Origin of the sequence: Bradyrhizobium amphicarpaeae (genome assembly GCF_002266435.3) — a bacterium.
Classification (GTDB): domain Bacteria; phylum Pseudomonadota; class Alphaproteobacteria; order Rhizobiales; family Xanthobacteraceae; genus Bradyrhizobium; species Bradyrhizobium amphicarpaeae.
On record NZ_CP029426.2, the window covers coordinates 1720952 to 1735522 of the forward strand.

The following is a 14571-nucleotide window of genomic DNA, read 5'->3' on the forward strand; positions in this document are numbered from 1 at the left end:
CTCGCAGGGATTGCGTTCAAGCTTCTCTGTCGAGTGTGAATTTCAGATAAAAATCGAAGCTACAAATCGCGAGCGAACTTGGGTTCCTTGTGCAGGAACAGAATCGCTCTCCGTGCAGCAGAATATGAATGCGATGCCGGGGCAGGATGACGTGAGGAAGGCGCTTTCGTGATTTTCACGAACTGCGGTGCTGAATATGTGCGCATCGCTCGCGAGATGAACTCGGACAACGGTGCGATGCGGCTCGCTTTGTCGCGTGCCTTTCGAGCAATTCATGCGCTGACTTGCATGCGAAGCTCGCAGATGCCGCTTCGATTAGCGGTTAAATTCTCTAATCTACTCGCAATGGTTGTGGCTGCCCAGGAATGGTGCAGCCGCTCTTTGCTGAAGTTGATGCGGAACCCGATCTGTGTCGCAGACCCGGATGCGGCGAACTAGCCGCGGCGGGTCAGCAATAAAAAATCCCCGCGCCATCCGATGACCGCCGTCGCGATCGCGGCGATCACGATCTTGCCGGCGAGCCATGTCGCGGGCCCGGTCGGCATCGCAGCGAGCGATCCGATCAGGATGGCGGCCGCAAGGGCCTGCATGACCAGCGACCAGCGCGGGAATGCCTCGAACCGCAGGGTCGGACCAAGCGCGACCAGGATCGTGACGAGGGTGGCGAGCGCAGCGCAGCCGACGGCCTGGCGCGGCGACAGTCCGGCCCATACCGCCGCCAGCGCGACGGCTGCGACGATCGCGAACTGACCGGCCGCGACGACCACGAGCCGGGTCGCGAGCTTCTCCAGGTGTGGAACCACTGCGACGGTCGCCTGGAGATGTGTGTGCAGGAAATAGAAGGCGGCCACCGTGGGTGCCGTCGCCAGGAAGCCGTCGAGGCTCTCCCGCGGCACCAGGATGCGGGCGGCATCCGGGATGAAGCCGACCAGGCCGCCGAGCAGCACGAGGGTCGTGCAGATCATGAATTCGAACATCCGCCGGGCCGATTGAACCGACTTCGCGACGGTCCCGTGTTCGAAATCCTTGACGACCTCGGGATAGCTCACGGTGTGGATCGCGGCGTTGAGGACCCAGAACGGACGCTGCAGCAGGTCGAGCGCGATCGAAAATCCGGCGCCTGCCCCGGTCGCGCCCAGCCGGCCGATAATGATGACACGGAGCAGCACCGGCACCGACAAATGGATGACGGAGGCACCCGCCGCGAGCATGCCGTAGCCGGCGAAAGCCTTCCAGTCAGTCAGCATTGCCTGCAACGAGGCGCGCTCCAGCGGCGTGCGGTATGCAACGAGCCCGGCGACGAGGCCCAGCAGGTGACCCGACGTAATCCCGAGCAGCGCTGCTTCAGCCGTCCCTGAAATCACGCCTCCCGCCGCGGCCCCCACCAGAAGCGCGGTGGCACGCAGCGCAAGGAGAGAGGATGCAACGCCGAGTCGGTCGGACAGACGGATCGACAGGAAGTAGAGATCCGTCAGGCCCTGAAGCACGGATATGCAAAGACCCAACGCGATGATTCCTGCCGGGAGCGCACTCGCCAGGGAGGCGCAACTCCCGACCACGATCAGCGCGGCCGCGCTCGACAGGCCTGCCGCAAACAGCGACCACCTCAGCCGCGCCGCCTCGTTCTCCCTGGCTGCGGCGAGAAAACGCAGTCCGGCCAGCTGGAGCCACTCGAACATCAGAACGCAGAGCAATTGGCTCGAGGCCAGCGCGAGCGAAAAGCTGGTGTAGTCGGCGGCGGGCAGCAGATGGCTGATCGCGAAGATCAGGATGATCGCGGCGGCGCTTTGATAGACATAGCCCGCCATCGCCAAAAGGCGTGTCATGGTCGGCGTGTCATCTCGGAATGAGGCGTTCCTTGCCCACGACTGCCGCTCCCTGTGGCGCTTCTGTCGTTGCTGCGCGCATATGCGACATCCGCTGCTCGCGCAATTGTTCATACAGGTTCTTGTATGAAGACAGCACGTCGGCAAATATCCACTTGTTGGTATCGGCGATGAGGCGCCGGCTGATCTCGTCGATCTTGTGCGGATCGGCCGCGACCGCCAGCATGCTCCTGGCCAGGGATTGCGGATCGGCTTCGGTCAGCCAGCCTGTAACGCCGTGCTCGATGACCTCGGGCATGCCGCCGAAGCGGGTTCCCAGCAGCGGCCTGCCTGCCGCCTTGGCATCTGCGACGACCAGCGGACCCGGGTCGTGCCAGATCGACGGGGCGATCACCACGTCCACTTGCTTGTAGAAATCGTCCGGCACCACGAAGCCCATGAACTCGATCCGCGCATCCGGGGCGAGCGCTCTGAGGCGTCGTTGCTCCTCGTCGCTGACACGACCGGCGATCAACATGCGGATGCGATCCGGAGGCAGCAGCGCCAGCGCCCGCATCAGGTTGTCGATGCCCTTTTCCTCCGTGAGGCGGCCGATGAATCCGAACGTCACTTCCGTGGTGCAGACCGGACGCGGATAGGGCGCGCGGGGCGGCTCGGTGGAGGCGTTGCGGATCACGGTGCGGATCGGCGTCTCCGCGAACATGCCCATGTCGGTGTGAATGGACAGGACGCGCTCGCTCACGCCGACCACGGCGCTGAGCCAATGCGTGGCGCGCTTGCGATGAAAGGTTAGAAGTTTGCAGCTCGTGCAGGTGTGCTCACAGGAGCGCCCCTTGTCGAAGCGGGAGCAGCGCGGGCAGGTCAGATAATAGTCGTGAAGCGTATGGAGCACGGGAACGCCGAGCTGGGCCGCAACGCGCCAGATCGCGGTGGTGAGTCCCGACAAATTGTTCGAATGCAGCACGTCGGGCTTGAAGGCCCGAATGCGTTCCGCGATCAGGGGGGCCTGCATCTGCCAGTCATCGACCGCGTGCCAGATGCTGCGCAATGCGACGTTCTTCTGCTCCGTGAAGGGCAGATACACGTTCCGCACCGGCGCGGAATACACGTTGATGCCGTCGCAGGTTTCCGGAGCTTGCCCGGGCGTGGATGCGGCCCGGATCACTTCCACCTCGTCACCGCGCTGCGCCAGCCCTTCGGCGAAGCGTCGGGCGAAGATCTCGGCGCCGCCGACGATCTTTGGGGCCTGAGGCGTCGGATAAAGCGTGGATGTCAAAAGAACTTTCATCGCGTCAACCTCATGTCTCGCAAAATCGTCTCTACCGTGCCGGCCTGATCTCCAGGGCGGGAGCGGCACTGTCATTGGCTGCAATCAGAACAGGTGTGCTCGAGACGGGGATCCAGACCCCGGACGCAGGCCTCGCCGCCTGGTCGCATGGCATCGCAAAGCTCGCGCCTTGTTGATCGCCCTTGAGCCGAATTTCGTAACGTCGGTCCGGGGTCTCGGACCAGACTGCAATTCTGCCGCCGGAAGCCGTCGATGCATTGATCGACACGACGCCGCTGGCGAGCTCGCGCCGCTCGGCACTCAGGCTGGGGCGAATGAAGGCCCAGGCCCCCTGGGCCGCGCAGGCGACGGGCTTCGGCGAATTGTCGAAACGATAGAGCCCGAAATTGTCCTCCAGCTGCGACGGGTTCTGTCCACTGTCCTTGAGCTCGTAGAGCCACATGCCCTTGAGCCAGCGCGCCGCGGTCGACGCCCACAGGATCAGCTGCGCCGTATTGTCGGCCTGCGCCTGCTCGCTGACGCCGCATTTGTTGCTGGCCGTGGTCCAGCCCGTCTCGGTGACATAGATCGGAAAGTCGGTGTTTCCGCTGGCCTGGCCGACGAGACGGTGAAACGCCGTGAGCCGGTCGATGATTTCGGCCGAGGTGCGTTTGCTCGGGCCCATGCAGAAATTGTAGAGATGGATCGAAGCGCCATCCGCATATTCGAGGATGCCGGTCCGCAGCATCTTCTCGGTCCACGTCCAGCCCGGATCGTCGCCGAGCGCGCCGACCAGGAAAGGTGCATTCGGTGCAACCCGTTTCACCGCCGGTCGAGCGACTTGCGCGAGCGCCAGATAGTTCTCCGGCGAGAACGCCGGATCCTTCTTCGCCGCCAGATTCCATTCGTTCCAGAGTTCGAAGACCGGGTTCTGCGCCACCACCGATTGCGCGGCCGCCGCGGCATAGTCGGCGAACCGCTGCCGCGCTTCATCGGTGGTCGGCGGCGAGGAATTCGGAACCAGATGATGGCCGAAGGCGAGGATCAGGAGGGGACGCGCGACGCCGGACCTGACCTGTGCTTCGAGCCTGCCGAGCCTGGGCGTGAAGCCCATCCGGCGTCCCCCGACCTCGAAATCGGACCAGGGAAAATCATCGCGAAAGGCATTGAGGCCGAGTTGCTTGATCTGCGCGATGTTCTCCGAAGGCACGTATCCGCGCGCGCTCACCGGGCCACCCAGCCCCTGATGGGTGCCGACCCCCAGCAGGAATCGGGCATCGAGCGGTTGAGCCTGCTGTGCGCAGACGGAGACCGGCACGAGAATGAATGCAATGAGGCTCGCGAGGCGCAGGCCGTCGCGAACCAAGGTGCGTGGGAGCCCGGCCATCAGAAATTCTTGGAGAAGTCCGACTGCAGTCCTGCCTTCGCCTCGATCAGCGTCCGGTCGTCGTGGAGCAGCTCGGCATAGACCTGCTGCAATTGCCCATGCGTCTTCTGAACGTCGTAAAACTGCTTGAACCGGTCGTAGCCGCGCTGTCCCAGCACCTTGAGATCGAGATCGAGTGCCCGCCGGAAACCGTCGACGAGCGGCTGAACGGCGACGGGCTCGCACAACACGCCAGTGACACCGTCGACGACAATCTCGGGCAACGCGCCACTGCGGAATGCCAGGATGGGCTTTGCGGCGCGCATCGCTTCCAGGGCAACCAGGCCGAAAGCCTCCCATCGTGACGGGATCACGACGAGATCTGCGGCCTCGAGCTGGGTCTCGATGGTCGGGCGGTCGAGCCAGCCTAGCATGGACACGTTGGAGGGGACGCTCGGGCCTTCATATTTGTTGACGACGGAGGCCCCGATCATGCGGATGTCAACCACATCTTGGAGCGTGCGCGCCGCTTCGATCAGGAGATCGAATCCCTTCTGGCGGTCCAGGCGTCCGATGAAAAGAACCTTGACCTTCTTGGAGGTCCATTCCGCCGCGACGGGCTGCGGCGAGCGCGTCTTCGAGATGCCGTTATGCACGAGGGTGAGACGGTTGGCCGGAATTCCCGCGCGGACCGCTTCGTTGAACTCGTCGCCGGAGATGCAGATGATTCGATCCGACGTTCGCGCGAGAAGGTTTTCTGCCGCCTTTGTCACCAAATGGCTGAGGCGACCGGTCTCGCGTGAAAATGCCCAGCCGTGTGGGCAATAGACCACGCGCGGTCCGTCCGAGCGGGCCGCGAGCGCGGGGCGGAGCACGAGACCTGCAAACGAGGAATGCAGATGCACTACGTCCGGCCTGAAGGCGTCCAGGGCCTGCATGCTCGCGCGAAACATCTGGAATAGTCCGGCGACGCCGCGGCCGGATCGTTCGAACGTCGTAATCTGGTTGTCATCAACCGCGGGGAGATCGCGACGATGATCCGAAGGTACGACGTAGTGCAAATTGTCGGTGCCGAAGCTCGTCTGTTGCTGCGGATGCAACTCGTTCAAATAGCTCGCAATCCCGCCCCGAATCGTCTCGGCGATGTGCAGCACTTTCATTGTTTGCCTTGCATAAGGCTGCGTCGGAGAGCCGGACATCGTGTATCCCTGTTCTGTATTCGCTAGTGCGAAACACAGTTCCTCGAATACGTAGCGATAATGGGGCAGCGATGTGGTGATGTTGCGCCATGATCATTCGCGCGTCGCGATCGCCACAAAAAACAAAACGTCACGGAACCACGCGAAAGGCCGCGAGTTGCAAACCGTTTGTGCAGAAACCATTGCGCGCAACAGGCGAGTTGCGTCGAATTTCACGCAGCGCTGGCGACGGTTGCCGGCTCTGCGAGATGATCGAGCAGAGCCTTTGCCGATTTCTTCCACGAATAGAATGCAACGCGCTCCTGTTGCGTCATACGTTCCTGAACGGATAGGGCGCCGGTTGCCAATCTTTCGAGCATGAGCTGCTTCAATGCGTCAGCATCATTGGCGTCAAAATACGCAGCCGCATCGCCGCACGTCTCAACGACCGCATCGGCTCTTGAGGCGATAACCGGGCAGCCGAAGATCATGGCTTCGAGCGGCGGCACGCCGAAACCTTCATAGAGCGAGGGAAATACGAACGCCGATGCCTGCGCGTAGAGCGCTGCGATCTCGCTGTCCGTCAGACGCCCGGCCAGCAACAGGCCGGAAGCTCCGTCGCCGGAATTGTCCTGAAAGACCTTGCTGTTATCGCCGCCGACGATGACCAGTGGAACGTCAGGCCTGTCGAGCAGCTCGATGGCCCGGATCGCGACGGAAAGATTCTTGTTCTTGGTCCTGGAGCCGACATAGAGGAAAAAATGCTGCGGCTGAATCCCGAGACGGGCAATGATGCCGGGATCCGGCTTCGTCCTGGCGAAGTGTTCTGCGCTATTGGGAAAGACCGGGATCGCTGTTGCCGGCAGATTCAGCACTTCGGCAAGCTCTTTGCGCGAAAAGCCCGATACGGTTGCGATGCTTGCGTGCCGGGCGAGCAGCTGGCCCATGGTTCGGTGAACTGTAAGATAGCGCCAGTTGAAAAAGTCGGGCCTGCGAAAGACCTGTGCGTCGTGGATCACGACAATGTGGTCGCGATGGAACACCGGGCCGGAATTGGCGAGACTGATCAAGCGTCCTCCCGCGGCGGCGCGCGCCAGGTCGATTTGATCCCAGGCGTGCCCGCGCAAGCGGCCGACGGCGCGAATCTTGATTCGCTCCAGCTGAAGCTGTTCGCTTGCATCCATGGGCGTCAGCAACTGCCAGTCTGCATTTCGCAGCGAGGCGGGCGTTTGCTCCGACCCCAAAAGCACGTCGATCGCCTTGACGATCTCGGCGGCATAACGCTGAACGCCGGTGAGCTTTTGCGACAGAAAGCGGCCGTTGATGAAGAATTTCAATTGGCTACCACGATGGTTGATCGGAGTCCGGGCCGACACGCCGGGGACGAAACGCAAAGGAGCAACCGTTAGGTACAGAAATATGACGCAGCCCTGCACGGTGGAGGAGCGCTACCTGCATGGCTGGCGCCGCCTTGCTGCGTGTGGGGGCGCAGTGTAGATGTCGGCCATGAGTGACGATACCCACTCCCTTCGCTGCGGCTCCCTCAGCGCGACAGTCAAGGCGCACGGCGCCGAACTGTGCTCGCTGAAGGACGGCATCACCGAATTCGTTTGGCAGGCCGGGCCGGAATGGCCGCGCCATGCGCCGCTGCTGTTTCCGATCGTAGGGCGCCTCGCCGGGGACGAATTGCGGCACCGGGGCAAGACATACCGGATGACCCAGCACGGCTTTGCGCGCGACAGCCGCTTTGCATGGGCGGAGCGCGGCGAGAGCCGCTGCACGCTGGTGCTCGAAGACAGCGAGACGACCCGCGCGCTCTATCCGTTCGCGTTCCGTCTGACGGCCGCGTATGTCATCGATGAGTCCGGCCTCGATCTGACGCTCACGATCGCCAACACCGGTAAGGAGACGTTGCCGGCTTCGATCGGCGGCCATCCTGCGTTCAACTGGCCGCTCAAACCCGAAAGGGCGAAAGAGGATTACGCGCTAATCTTTGCGAAGGCGGAAGCCTCTCCCGTCCACCGTCTTGATGGCGGGCTGCTGCGCGCCACCGCGGAGCCCGGTCCCGTCAAGGGCACGCAGCTCCCCTTGTCCGAATCCCTGTTCGCCGATGACGCCATCATCTTCGACCGGATCGAGAGCGACGCGGTTCGCTATGCTGCGTCCACCGGCCCCTGGCTGAAAATGTCATGGCGCGGCTTTCGCGAGCTCGGGGTCTGGTCGAAGCCGTCGGGCGCGCCGTTCCTCTGTATCGAGCCCTGGCGCGGCTACGCCAGTCCCGCCGGCTTCGACGGGGAGTTCACGGACAAGCCGGGCTTGATGCATATCGCGCCGGGTGCGGAGGAGCGACTGGCGTTCCGGATCGAGGTCGGATCGTCCTGAGTCGCAGTTGGCCGATGGCGCTCAGGCTTTGATGCACTTCAACAAGCACTGATGCCACTTAGCCTCATCCTGAGGAGACCGCGAAGCGGTCGTCTCGAAGGACGAGGCGTGCGCTCGGGTCGTGCAGAGCGCCATAAGCGATAGCCCTGGGGTTGGTGGGGATAGGCGGCGTCGTTCAGCGCATACCGGCCGCAGTGGCGGCAATGGCCGGCCGGAGGCGCGCCCGATCCGATCCCCCGGACGTCAGGCGGTGCGCCAGGTCCTGTGCGCGCCGTTCGACCAGATGCCATGTCGCGCGTGCGATGAGATAGCTCAGCGCCGCAGTGACGACATAGGCGATGAGCAGCGAGACCAGTCCATCGGCGAGCGGCCAGAGCTGACGCAGGCCGTAGATCACCGCGAAATGGGACAGGTACATCGAATAGGAATTACGGCCGAGCGCTTCGAGCGGCTGGAAGCGGATTGCAAGCTTGATGCAACCGGCAACCAGCGCGCCGAGCACGAGGTTGATCATCAGATAGTTGAATTCGTGCGAGCCGGTGACGCGGTCGGCGACAAAGGACAGTGCGATGAAGACCGCATAGATCGCCGCGTCCAACTTGGCAAATCCGTCGCGCAGCGAGAAGAACAGCGCGCATCCGATCAGGAAGACCGGCAACTGGTTCAGGAAGCTGATGTGGAGCGTGGTCCAGACGAATGCCTCGTGGCCGGGGCCGTAATAGGCGGAGAACAGCGCGAAGGCCCACGGCTTGAACAGGCAGACATTGACGAGATGCAGCACGATCGCCAGCGCGACATAGAGATGGCGGCGCGATCCGAACGCGGTGACCAGAAGCGGAAAGATGAGATAGAAGGTCATCTCGGCCGCGATCGACCAGTCGCCGGGCACCACGCTGTTGACGCTGTCCGGCCAGAAGCCGTGCAGGAACGTCGCGGTCAGGATCACTTGAACGGGCCCGATGCCGTTGGGCGCGTTGTCGCTCGGTCCGGTGCCGTTGATGACGAGGTAAACCGGGATCGCGAGCCAGAACAGCGGCGCGATGCGCAAGGCACGGCGGATGTAGAACTTGCGCGTCGGACTGGTTTCGACACGCTGCGTCCACATCAGGCACATCGTCATGGCGCTGACGAAGTAGAACACGTTGACGCCGGTCCAGCCGCACATGAACGCGTAGTCGACGGCGTGGATATTCGACGGAAATGATTGCGAGACGTGGATCGCCATCACGCCGGCGATGGCGAGCCCGCGCAGGACATCGAGTGTGTGCGAACGGCCGAACGGCGCTGTGCCTTGCTCGGTTCGACCGGCGGCCAACCGGGCCTGCCCCTGCATCACGCCTGCTCCGTATTTCGCATTGTGCAGGCGGGACCATAGAGGCGCGGATGGGCTTTCCGAAGCCGGAGGCCTTTTTTACGTTAACCGCCGGTTGAGTCTGAAGGCGAATGTGCGGGATCGGCGGCCACGGGCCGACGCAAGGCCCTCTGGAGTGCAGTCCTGCGCTATGATGCGCAGAATGAGAATTGTGGGCGAATTCATACTTAATCCCTGGAGATCATGACCAATATTGTTTGCGCATCACAACGCGCCTAATATTCCATCAGGCAATTTCGGGGGCTCGAACAAGTCGTGAATGTCCGTTCACATGACAGCGCGTTGCGCGGTGACTTGAATCTCCAAGGCGGGCCGCAGGCCATCCAAGGCGGGTCCCAGGCACACAGGACACCCAAGACCGTGGCTGATTCCGCACTTAAGGAGTTGCGTCCCGCCGGCCGCGAACGGCTGATCGTCGTCGAGGACGATCCGGTGACGCGGACCATGCTGGTCGGCTATTTCAGCGAGAACAATTTCGACGTGATCGGCGCCAGCTCCTGCGCGGAGTGCCGCCAGGCATTGCGCGCGCGCACCGATCTCATCTTCCTCGACGTGCAGCTGCCTGACGGTGACGGCTTCGAGCTCGCCAAGGAGATCCAGGCGACCAGCAACGCGGGCATCATCTTCGTGACGCGCCGCGACACCGACGTCGATCGCATCCTCGGTCTCGAGATCGCCGGCGACCATTACGTCACCAAGCCGATCAATCTGCGCGACCTGCTCGCGCGCGCCCGCAGTGTGCTGCGGCGGCGTTCGCTCGACCGCAAGGCAGCCCGCAATCACAACTCGATCGCCTTTGGCGACTGGATCATCGACCTGACCCGGCGCGAATTGCTCGGCGGCGATGGCAAGCCGGTGTCGCTGACGCGCGCCGAATTCGATCTGCTCGCGGCGCTGGTCGGTGCCGACGGACGGCCGCTCAGCCGCGATTATCTGATCGAGGTCGTCAGCAACCGCCAGGCCGAAGTCGACATCCGCACCGTCGATGCGCTGGTGGCGCGGCTGCGCCGCAAGCTCGTCGGCAGCGGCACGCCCGTGATCGCGACCGTCACCGGCGTCGGCTACAAGCTCGCGCTCAGCGAGCGGCTGTAGAAATCAACGCGACGCCACGCGCTTCCATCGTGCTTCGATGCGCGCCTTGATCTGGCTGATCCTGGCCTCGTGCGCGGCCCAATAGGCACGGCTGGCGGCCGCGGTGCCCTGACGATAGCGGGCATAGACCGTTTTGGGCTGCGCCGACAGCTTCGGGCGGCTCGCCGGTTTGGTCGAAGGGGCTGCCACGGCAACAGCCGTAACCGGGGGCGCCGGTTCCGGAGCAGCCGCAGCTTCGGTCGACAACGCCTTCGAGTTCATGGCGACAAGACGGTTGCGCGCCCGGTTGCAATAGACCTGCGACCGCGCGGTCATCGCTTCCTCGCCATGGCCGGCCCGGTATTTCATGAGGGCACGGCAGATGTCCCCGCCGGCCAGGCGCCAGGCCCGGCTGAGATAAAGCACCCCATAATGAATGTTGATGTCGGGTTCGGCGAGTTCCGCATCACTGCCCCGGAATCCCAGCATCGCCGCCGTCTCGGGGCGCACCTGCATCAGGCCGATTTCGCCGACGCTGCCGATCACGGCCGAATTGTAGCCGCTTTCGACGAAGACGACCGCCTCGGCGATATCGGCCGGTAAATTGGTGCTTGCGGTTTCTCGCTCGATGATCTTCCGGATCGTGGCCCGGGATGACGGCGTTTCGCCGGCGCCGAGCTCCGTGTTGCCGTCTCCGGCGTGCGCGCAGAGCGGAGCCGACAACAGCAGGACCACCGCCACGTGTCGCCACGTCGCGCCGAGACAGAAGCATGCCCGATCCCACAGCATGGCTCCGTCATAGAGTGCCCGAGTTAACAAACGGCTCCGACGCACGGCGGCTAGCGCGCGCGGGCGCTCTGGTCGGTGGACGTCGCTGGCGCGGGTTCGGCCAGCCGGTCGTCGATCGCATAGAGCGTGCAGGTGGGCGACCATTTCATGCAGGCCGCCAGCGAGTCGCGCCGGGCCTCGTCGGCCGTGATGTGCCCCGAGCGCCAGCCATAGCCGCCATTCGGCGACACGGCGAACGCCTTGTGCGGCAGCATGCTGGCGAGATAGCGCGCGAACTCAGTCCGCGCGGCCTCGTTGAGCTGGCGCGGCGGCGGCAGCGGGTCGGGCGGGCTCAGGATGTCGCGGCCGAGCAGGCCGCGCTCGCGCAGGAACATATCGACATAGGGCGTCCATTGCGGACGGCTCGCCACCGAATAAAGGTAGTGGCCGTCGTCGCCGAACGGCGGCGCCGCGATGAACGTCGCGTTGCCGCCACCGGCGCGAAATCCGTCATGGAGGCGGCGCGCGAGGTCGGGGCCGAAATACGAATCGTTGGTGGCATAGACCCAGAGCATCGGCACGCGCGAGGTCTTGCCGAAGGCGGCGAAGGCCTGCACCAGCCCGTCGGGATTGCAGACGTCGTCGTCGTCGCGCGAGCCGCGGCCGCCGGCGAAGCTGATGGCGGCGGCAAGACCCGCCGGCGCCTGCGCGGTGAGCGCGACCGTTGCGAGCCCGCCGGCGGAATGGCCGGCCGCGATCATGCCCGTCGTCGTGACGTCGGCCCGGCGCGCCATCGCATCGATCGCGGCGCGCAGGTCGGCAACCGCGACCGCGGCTGCGGGCAGATAGGCGGCCTTCGCGCAGCCGCCGACGCTGTCGACGCGTCCGCCGGGCGAGGTGCCGTAGCCGCGCCGCATCAGGATCAGCGCCGCAAAGCCGCGCCGGGCATATTCGAGCGCGATGCCGTAATATCGGTGCGCGGACATCGTCGCGCGGTCGTCGAAGCTGCGCGGCGAGCCGTGGCTCAGCAGCGCCAGCGGATAGCGCTTCGTCCCCGCCGGGCGGACCAGAAAGGCCTCCAGCCCCTGCGGCCCGGCCTCTGCCATGGGGATGCGCAGATCCTCGGTGTAGAACTCCGCGGCTCGCGCCGGCGCATCGGCCACGACGAGGCCGGCGATCAGCAGCAGGAGCTTGCGCCAAGGGATCATGGGACGATTCGACAGGGTTACGCACGTGGAGCATAGCACGTCCCGTAGCCCGGATGAGCGAAGCGACATCCGGGGCGGATAGTCCCCGCACATCGCTTCGCTCACGCGGGCGACGGGCAATCCCCAAGGAACGCCTTCCCCACCGCGGGTGTTGTGCCCTTGGCGGGGGCTTGGCCGATGCTATGGTGTCGCGCGATCTCTGTAAGACAGGACGAGGATATTTTCAGTGGCTGATGTTCATCCCGGGGCGGGCAAGCAGGCTTCGCCGGACGCGCTCACCAACATTCCGCGGCTGGTGACGGCCTATTTCGCCGGCAAGCCCGATGTCGCGGATCCCGCGCAGCGCGTGGCGTTCGGCACCTCCGGTCATCGCGGCACGTCCTTCAAGAACACTTTCAACGAGGGCCACATCCTCGCGACCACGCAGGCGATCTGCGACCATCGCAAGGAAAAAGGCCTGAGCGGCCCGCTGTTCATCGGCATCGACACCCACGCGCTGGCCGAGCCGGCGCTGGTCAGTGCCGTCGAGGTGTTCGCCGCCAACGGCGTCGACATCATGATCGACAAGGACGGCGGCTACACGCCGACGCCCGTCATCTCTCATGCGATCCTCACCTACAACAAGGGCCGCACCAGCGGCCTTGCCGACGGCGTCGTCATCACGCCCTCGCACAATCCCCCGGAGGACGGCGGCTACAAGTACAATCCGCCGCATGGCGGCCCGGCCGACACCGATGTCACCGGCGTGGTCGAGAAGCGCGCCAACGCCTATCTCGCCGACGGCCTCAAGGGCGTAAAGCGTATCGACTATGCCAAGGCGCTGAAATCGTCGAACGTCCACGCCTATGATTTCGTCACGCCGTACGTCGCCGATCTCGGCAACGTCCTCGATCTCGACCTCATCAAATCCGCCGGCATCAATATCGGCATCGACCCGCTCGGCGGCGCCGCCGTGCATTACTGGCATCCGATCATCGAGCGCTACGGCCTGAAGGCCACCGTCGTGAACGAGGCGATCGACCCGACCTTCCGTTTCATGACACTGGACTGGGACGGCAAGATCCGCATGGACTGCTCCTCGCCCTACGCCATGGCGAGCCTGATCGCGATGCGCGACCGTTTCGACGTCGCCTTTGCCAACGACACCGACGCCGACCGCCACGGCATCGTCACCCGCACCGGCGGCCTGATGAATCCGAACCATTATCTGGCGACCGCGATCTCCTATTTGTTCGCGCACCGTCCCAATTGGGGCAAGGACGCCGCGATCGGCAAGACCGTGGTGTCGAGCTCGATCATCGATCGCGTCGCCAAGAAACTCGGTCGCAAGCTGGTGGAGACGCCGGTCGGCTTCAAATGGTTCGTCGACGGTCTCCTCACCGGCGGCTTCGGCTTCGGCGGCGAGGAGAGTGCAGGGGCCTCGTTCCTGCGCCGTGACGGCGGCGTGTGGACCACCGACAAGGACGGTGTCATCCTCGGCCTGCTCGCCGCCGAGATCATGGCGAAGACCGGCCGTGATCCCAGTCAGCTCTTCAATGATCTCACCGCCGAGTTCGGCGTGCCGCATTACGCCCGCATCGACGTCGCCGCGACCGGGCCGCAGAAGAACATCTTGAAGTCAGTCACGCCCGAGCAGCTCGGCCTGAAGGACCTCGCCGGCGATCCCGTCCGCGCCACGCTGAGCAAGGCGCCCGGCAACGGCCAGCCGTTCGGCGGCATCAAGGTCGAGACGGATTACGGCTGGTTCGCCGCGCGGCCGTCGGGGACGGAAGATGTGTACAAGATCTACGCGGAGAGTTTCCGCAGCACCGAGCACCTGATGCGGATTCAGGAAGAGGCCAAGGCGGGCCTGGCCAAGGTGTTCGGGGCGTAGTTGCCGAATCTGCTCCATCTCTTCCTCCCCAAAGAGAGAGCCCCACTCACACTGTCATTCCCCGCGAAGGCGGGGAAGCCAGTACGCGGTGGCCTTGATTTTGGTGCACGCGACGCCCGCCACGGCGTACTGGATCGCCCGCCTTCGCGGGCGATGAGATCAAGTAAGCCTGTATACACAAACTCAATAAGAGGTATTATAGTAAGCATTTCGAGTGCTTGAAACTCTTGGCAACCCGCTTTATTGTATACATAACGCAT

At 64.0% G+C, this 14571-nt stretch carries 11 protein-coding genes; 3 read left to right on the forward strand and 8 right to left on the reverse strand.

Annotated features, from left to right (window positions below; translation table 11 throughout):
• Positions 1-434 precede the first annotated feature (434 nt).
• The 5 genes from CIT40_RS08190 to CIT40_RS08210 form a co-directional block, all read right to left on the reverse strand.
• Positions 435-1826, reverse strand: coding sequence for a hypothetical protein (locus tag CIT40_RS08190; protein WP_094892768.1), 1392 nt, complete (start codon positions 1824-1826; stop codon positions 435-437).
• A 10-nt stretch (positions 1827-1836) separates the two neighbouring features.
• Positions 1837-3114 (reverse strand): glycosyltransferase family 4 protein, encoded by a 1278-nt coding sequence (locus tag CIT40_RS08195; RefSeq protein WP_094892767.1) that lies wholly within the window; start codon positions 3112-3114, stop codon positions 1837-1839.
• A gap of 31 nt (positions 3115-3145) precedes the next feature.
• Positions 3146-4480 (reverse strand): hypothetical protein, encoded by a 1335-nt coding sequence (locus tag CIT40_RS08200; protein WP_094892766.1) that lies wholly within the window; start codon positions 4478-4480, stop codon positions 3146-3148.
• Positions 4480-5619 (reverse strand): glycosyltransferase, encoded by a 1140-nt coding sequence (locus CIT40_RS08205; protein ID WP_094892765.1) that lies wholly within the window; start codon positions 5617-5619, stop codon positions 4480-4482. Before CIT40_RS08205 ends, CIT40_RS08200 begins: the two co-directional genes overlap by 1 nt.
• A gap of 251 nt (positions 5620-5870) precedes the next feature.
• Positions 5871-6974, reverse strand: coding sequence for a glycosyltransferase family 4 protein (locus tag CIT40_RS08210; protein ID WP_094892764.1), 1104 nt, complete (start codon positions 6972-6974; stop codon positions 5871-5873).
• A 169-nt stretch (positions 6975-7143) separates the two neighbouring features.
• On the opposite strand from CIT40_RS08210, the gene CIT40_RS08215 reads away from it, so the two are divergent.
• Positions 7144-8019, forward strand: coding sequence for an aldose 1-epimerase family protein (locus tag CIT40_RS08215; protein ID WP_094892806.1), 876 nt, complete (start codon positions 7144-7146; stop codon positions 8017-8019).
• Positions 8020-8194: 175 nt separating this feature from the next.
• Here the strand turns inward: CIT40_RS08215 and CIT40_RS08220 are convergent, their stop codons facing one another.
• Positions 8195-9352 (reverse strand): acyltransferase family protein, encoded by a 1158-nt coding sequence (locus CIT40_RS08220; protein WP_094892763.1) that lies wholly within the window; start codon positions 9350-9352, stop codon positions 8195-8197.
• A gap of 294 nt (positions 9353-9646) precedes the next feature.
• Between CIT40_RS08220 and CIT40_RS08225 the strand changes: the two genes are divergently transcribed.
• Positions 9647-10483, forward strand: a complete 837-nt coding sequence (locus tag CIT40_RS08225) for a response regulator transcription factor (protein WP_094892762.1) — start codon at positions 9647-9649, stop codon at positions 10481-10483.
• Positions 10484-10486: 3 nt separating this feature from the next.
• Here CIT40_RS08225 and CIT40_RS08230 read toward each other — a convergent pair whose 3' ends face one another.
• Together CIT40_RS08230 and CIT40_RS08235 are read right to left on the reverse strand one after the other, a co-directional pair.
• Positions 10487-11251 carry a transglycosylase SLT domain-containing protein gene (locus tag CIT40_RS08230; RefSeq protein WP_094892761.1) on the reverse strand — a complete coding sequence of 255 codons (765 nt, stop codon included), beginning with the start codon at positions 11249-11251 and terminating at the stop codon, positions 10487-10489.
• 50 nt (positions 11252-11301) lie between these two features.
• Entirely contained in the window at positions 11302-12438 is a 1137-nt protein-coding gene (locus tag CIT40_RS08235) for an alpha/beta hydrolase family protein (RefSeq protein ID WP_094892760.1), read from the reverse strand.
• Between the two features lie 226 nt (positions 12439-12664).
• Here CIT40_RS08235 and pgm point away from each other — a divergent pair, with 226 nt between their 5' ends.
• On the forward strand, positions 12665-14311 hold the full coding sequence (gene pgm, locus CIT40_RS08240) for a phosphoglucomutase (alpha-D-glucose-1,6-bisphosphate-dependent) (RefSeq protein WP_094892759.1): 1647 nt from the start codon (positions 12665-12667) through the stop codon (positions 14309-14311).
• The last annotated feature ends 260 nt before the right edge of the window (positions 14312-14571 follow it).

Coding starts and splice junctions, on each gene's coding strand:
- CIT40_RS08205 (WP_094892765.1), bottom strand. CDS start 5,619: ATGAAAGTGCTGCACATCGCCGAGACGATTCGGGGCGGGATTGCGAGC.
- CIT40_RS08215 (WP_094892806.1), top strand. CDS start 7,144: ATGAGTGACGATACCCACTCCCTTCGCTGCGGCTCCCTCAGCGCGACA.
- CIT40_RS08220 (WP_094892763.1), bottom strand. CDS start 9,352: ATGCAGGGGCAGGCCCGGTTGGCCGCCGGTCGAACCGAGCAAGGCACA.
- CIT40_RS08195 (WP_094892767.1), bottom strand. CDS start 3,114: ATGAAAGTTCTTTTGACATCCACGCTTTATCCGACGCCTCAGGCCCCA.
- CIT40_RS08200 (WP_094892766.1), bottom strand. CDS start 4,480: ATGGCCGGGCTCCCACGCACCTTGGTTCGCGACGGCCTGCGCCTCGCG.
- CIT40_RS08235 (WP_094892760.1), bottom strand. CDS start 12,438: ATGATCCCTTGGCGCAAGCTCCTGCTGCTGATCGCCGGCCTCGTCGTG.
- CIT40_RS08190 (WP_094892768.1), bottom strand. CDS start 1,826: ATGACACGCCTTTTGGCGATGGCGGGCTATGTCTATCAAAGCGCCGCC.
- CIT40_RS08230 (WP_094892761.1), bottom strand. CDS start 11,251: ATGCTGTGGGATCGGGCATGCTTCTGTCTCGGCGCGACGTGGCGACAC.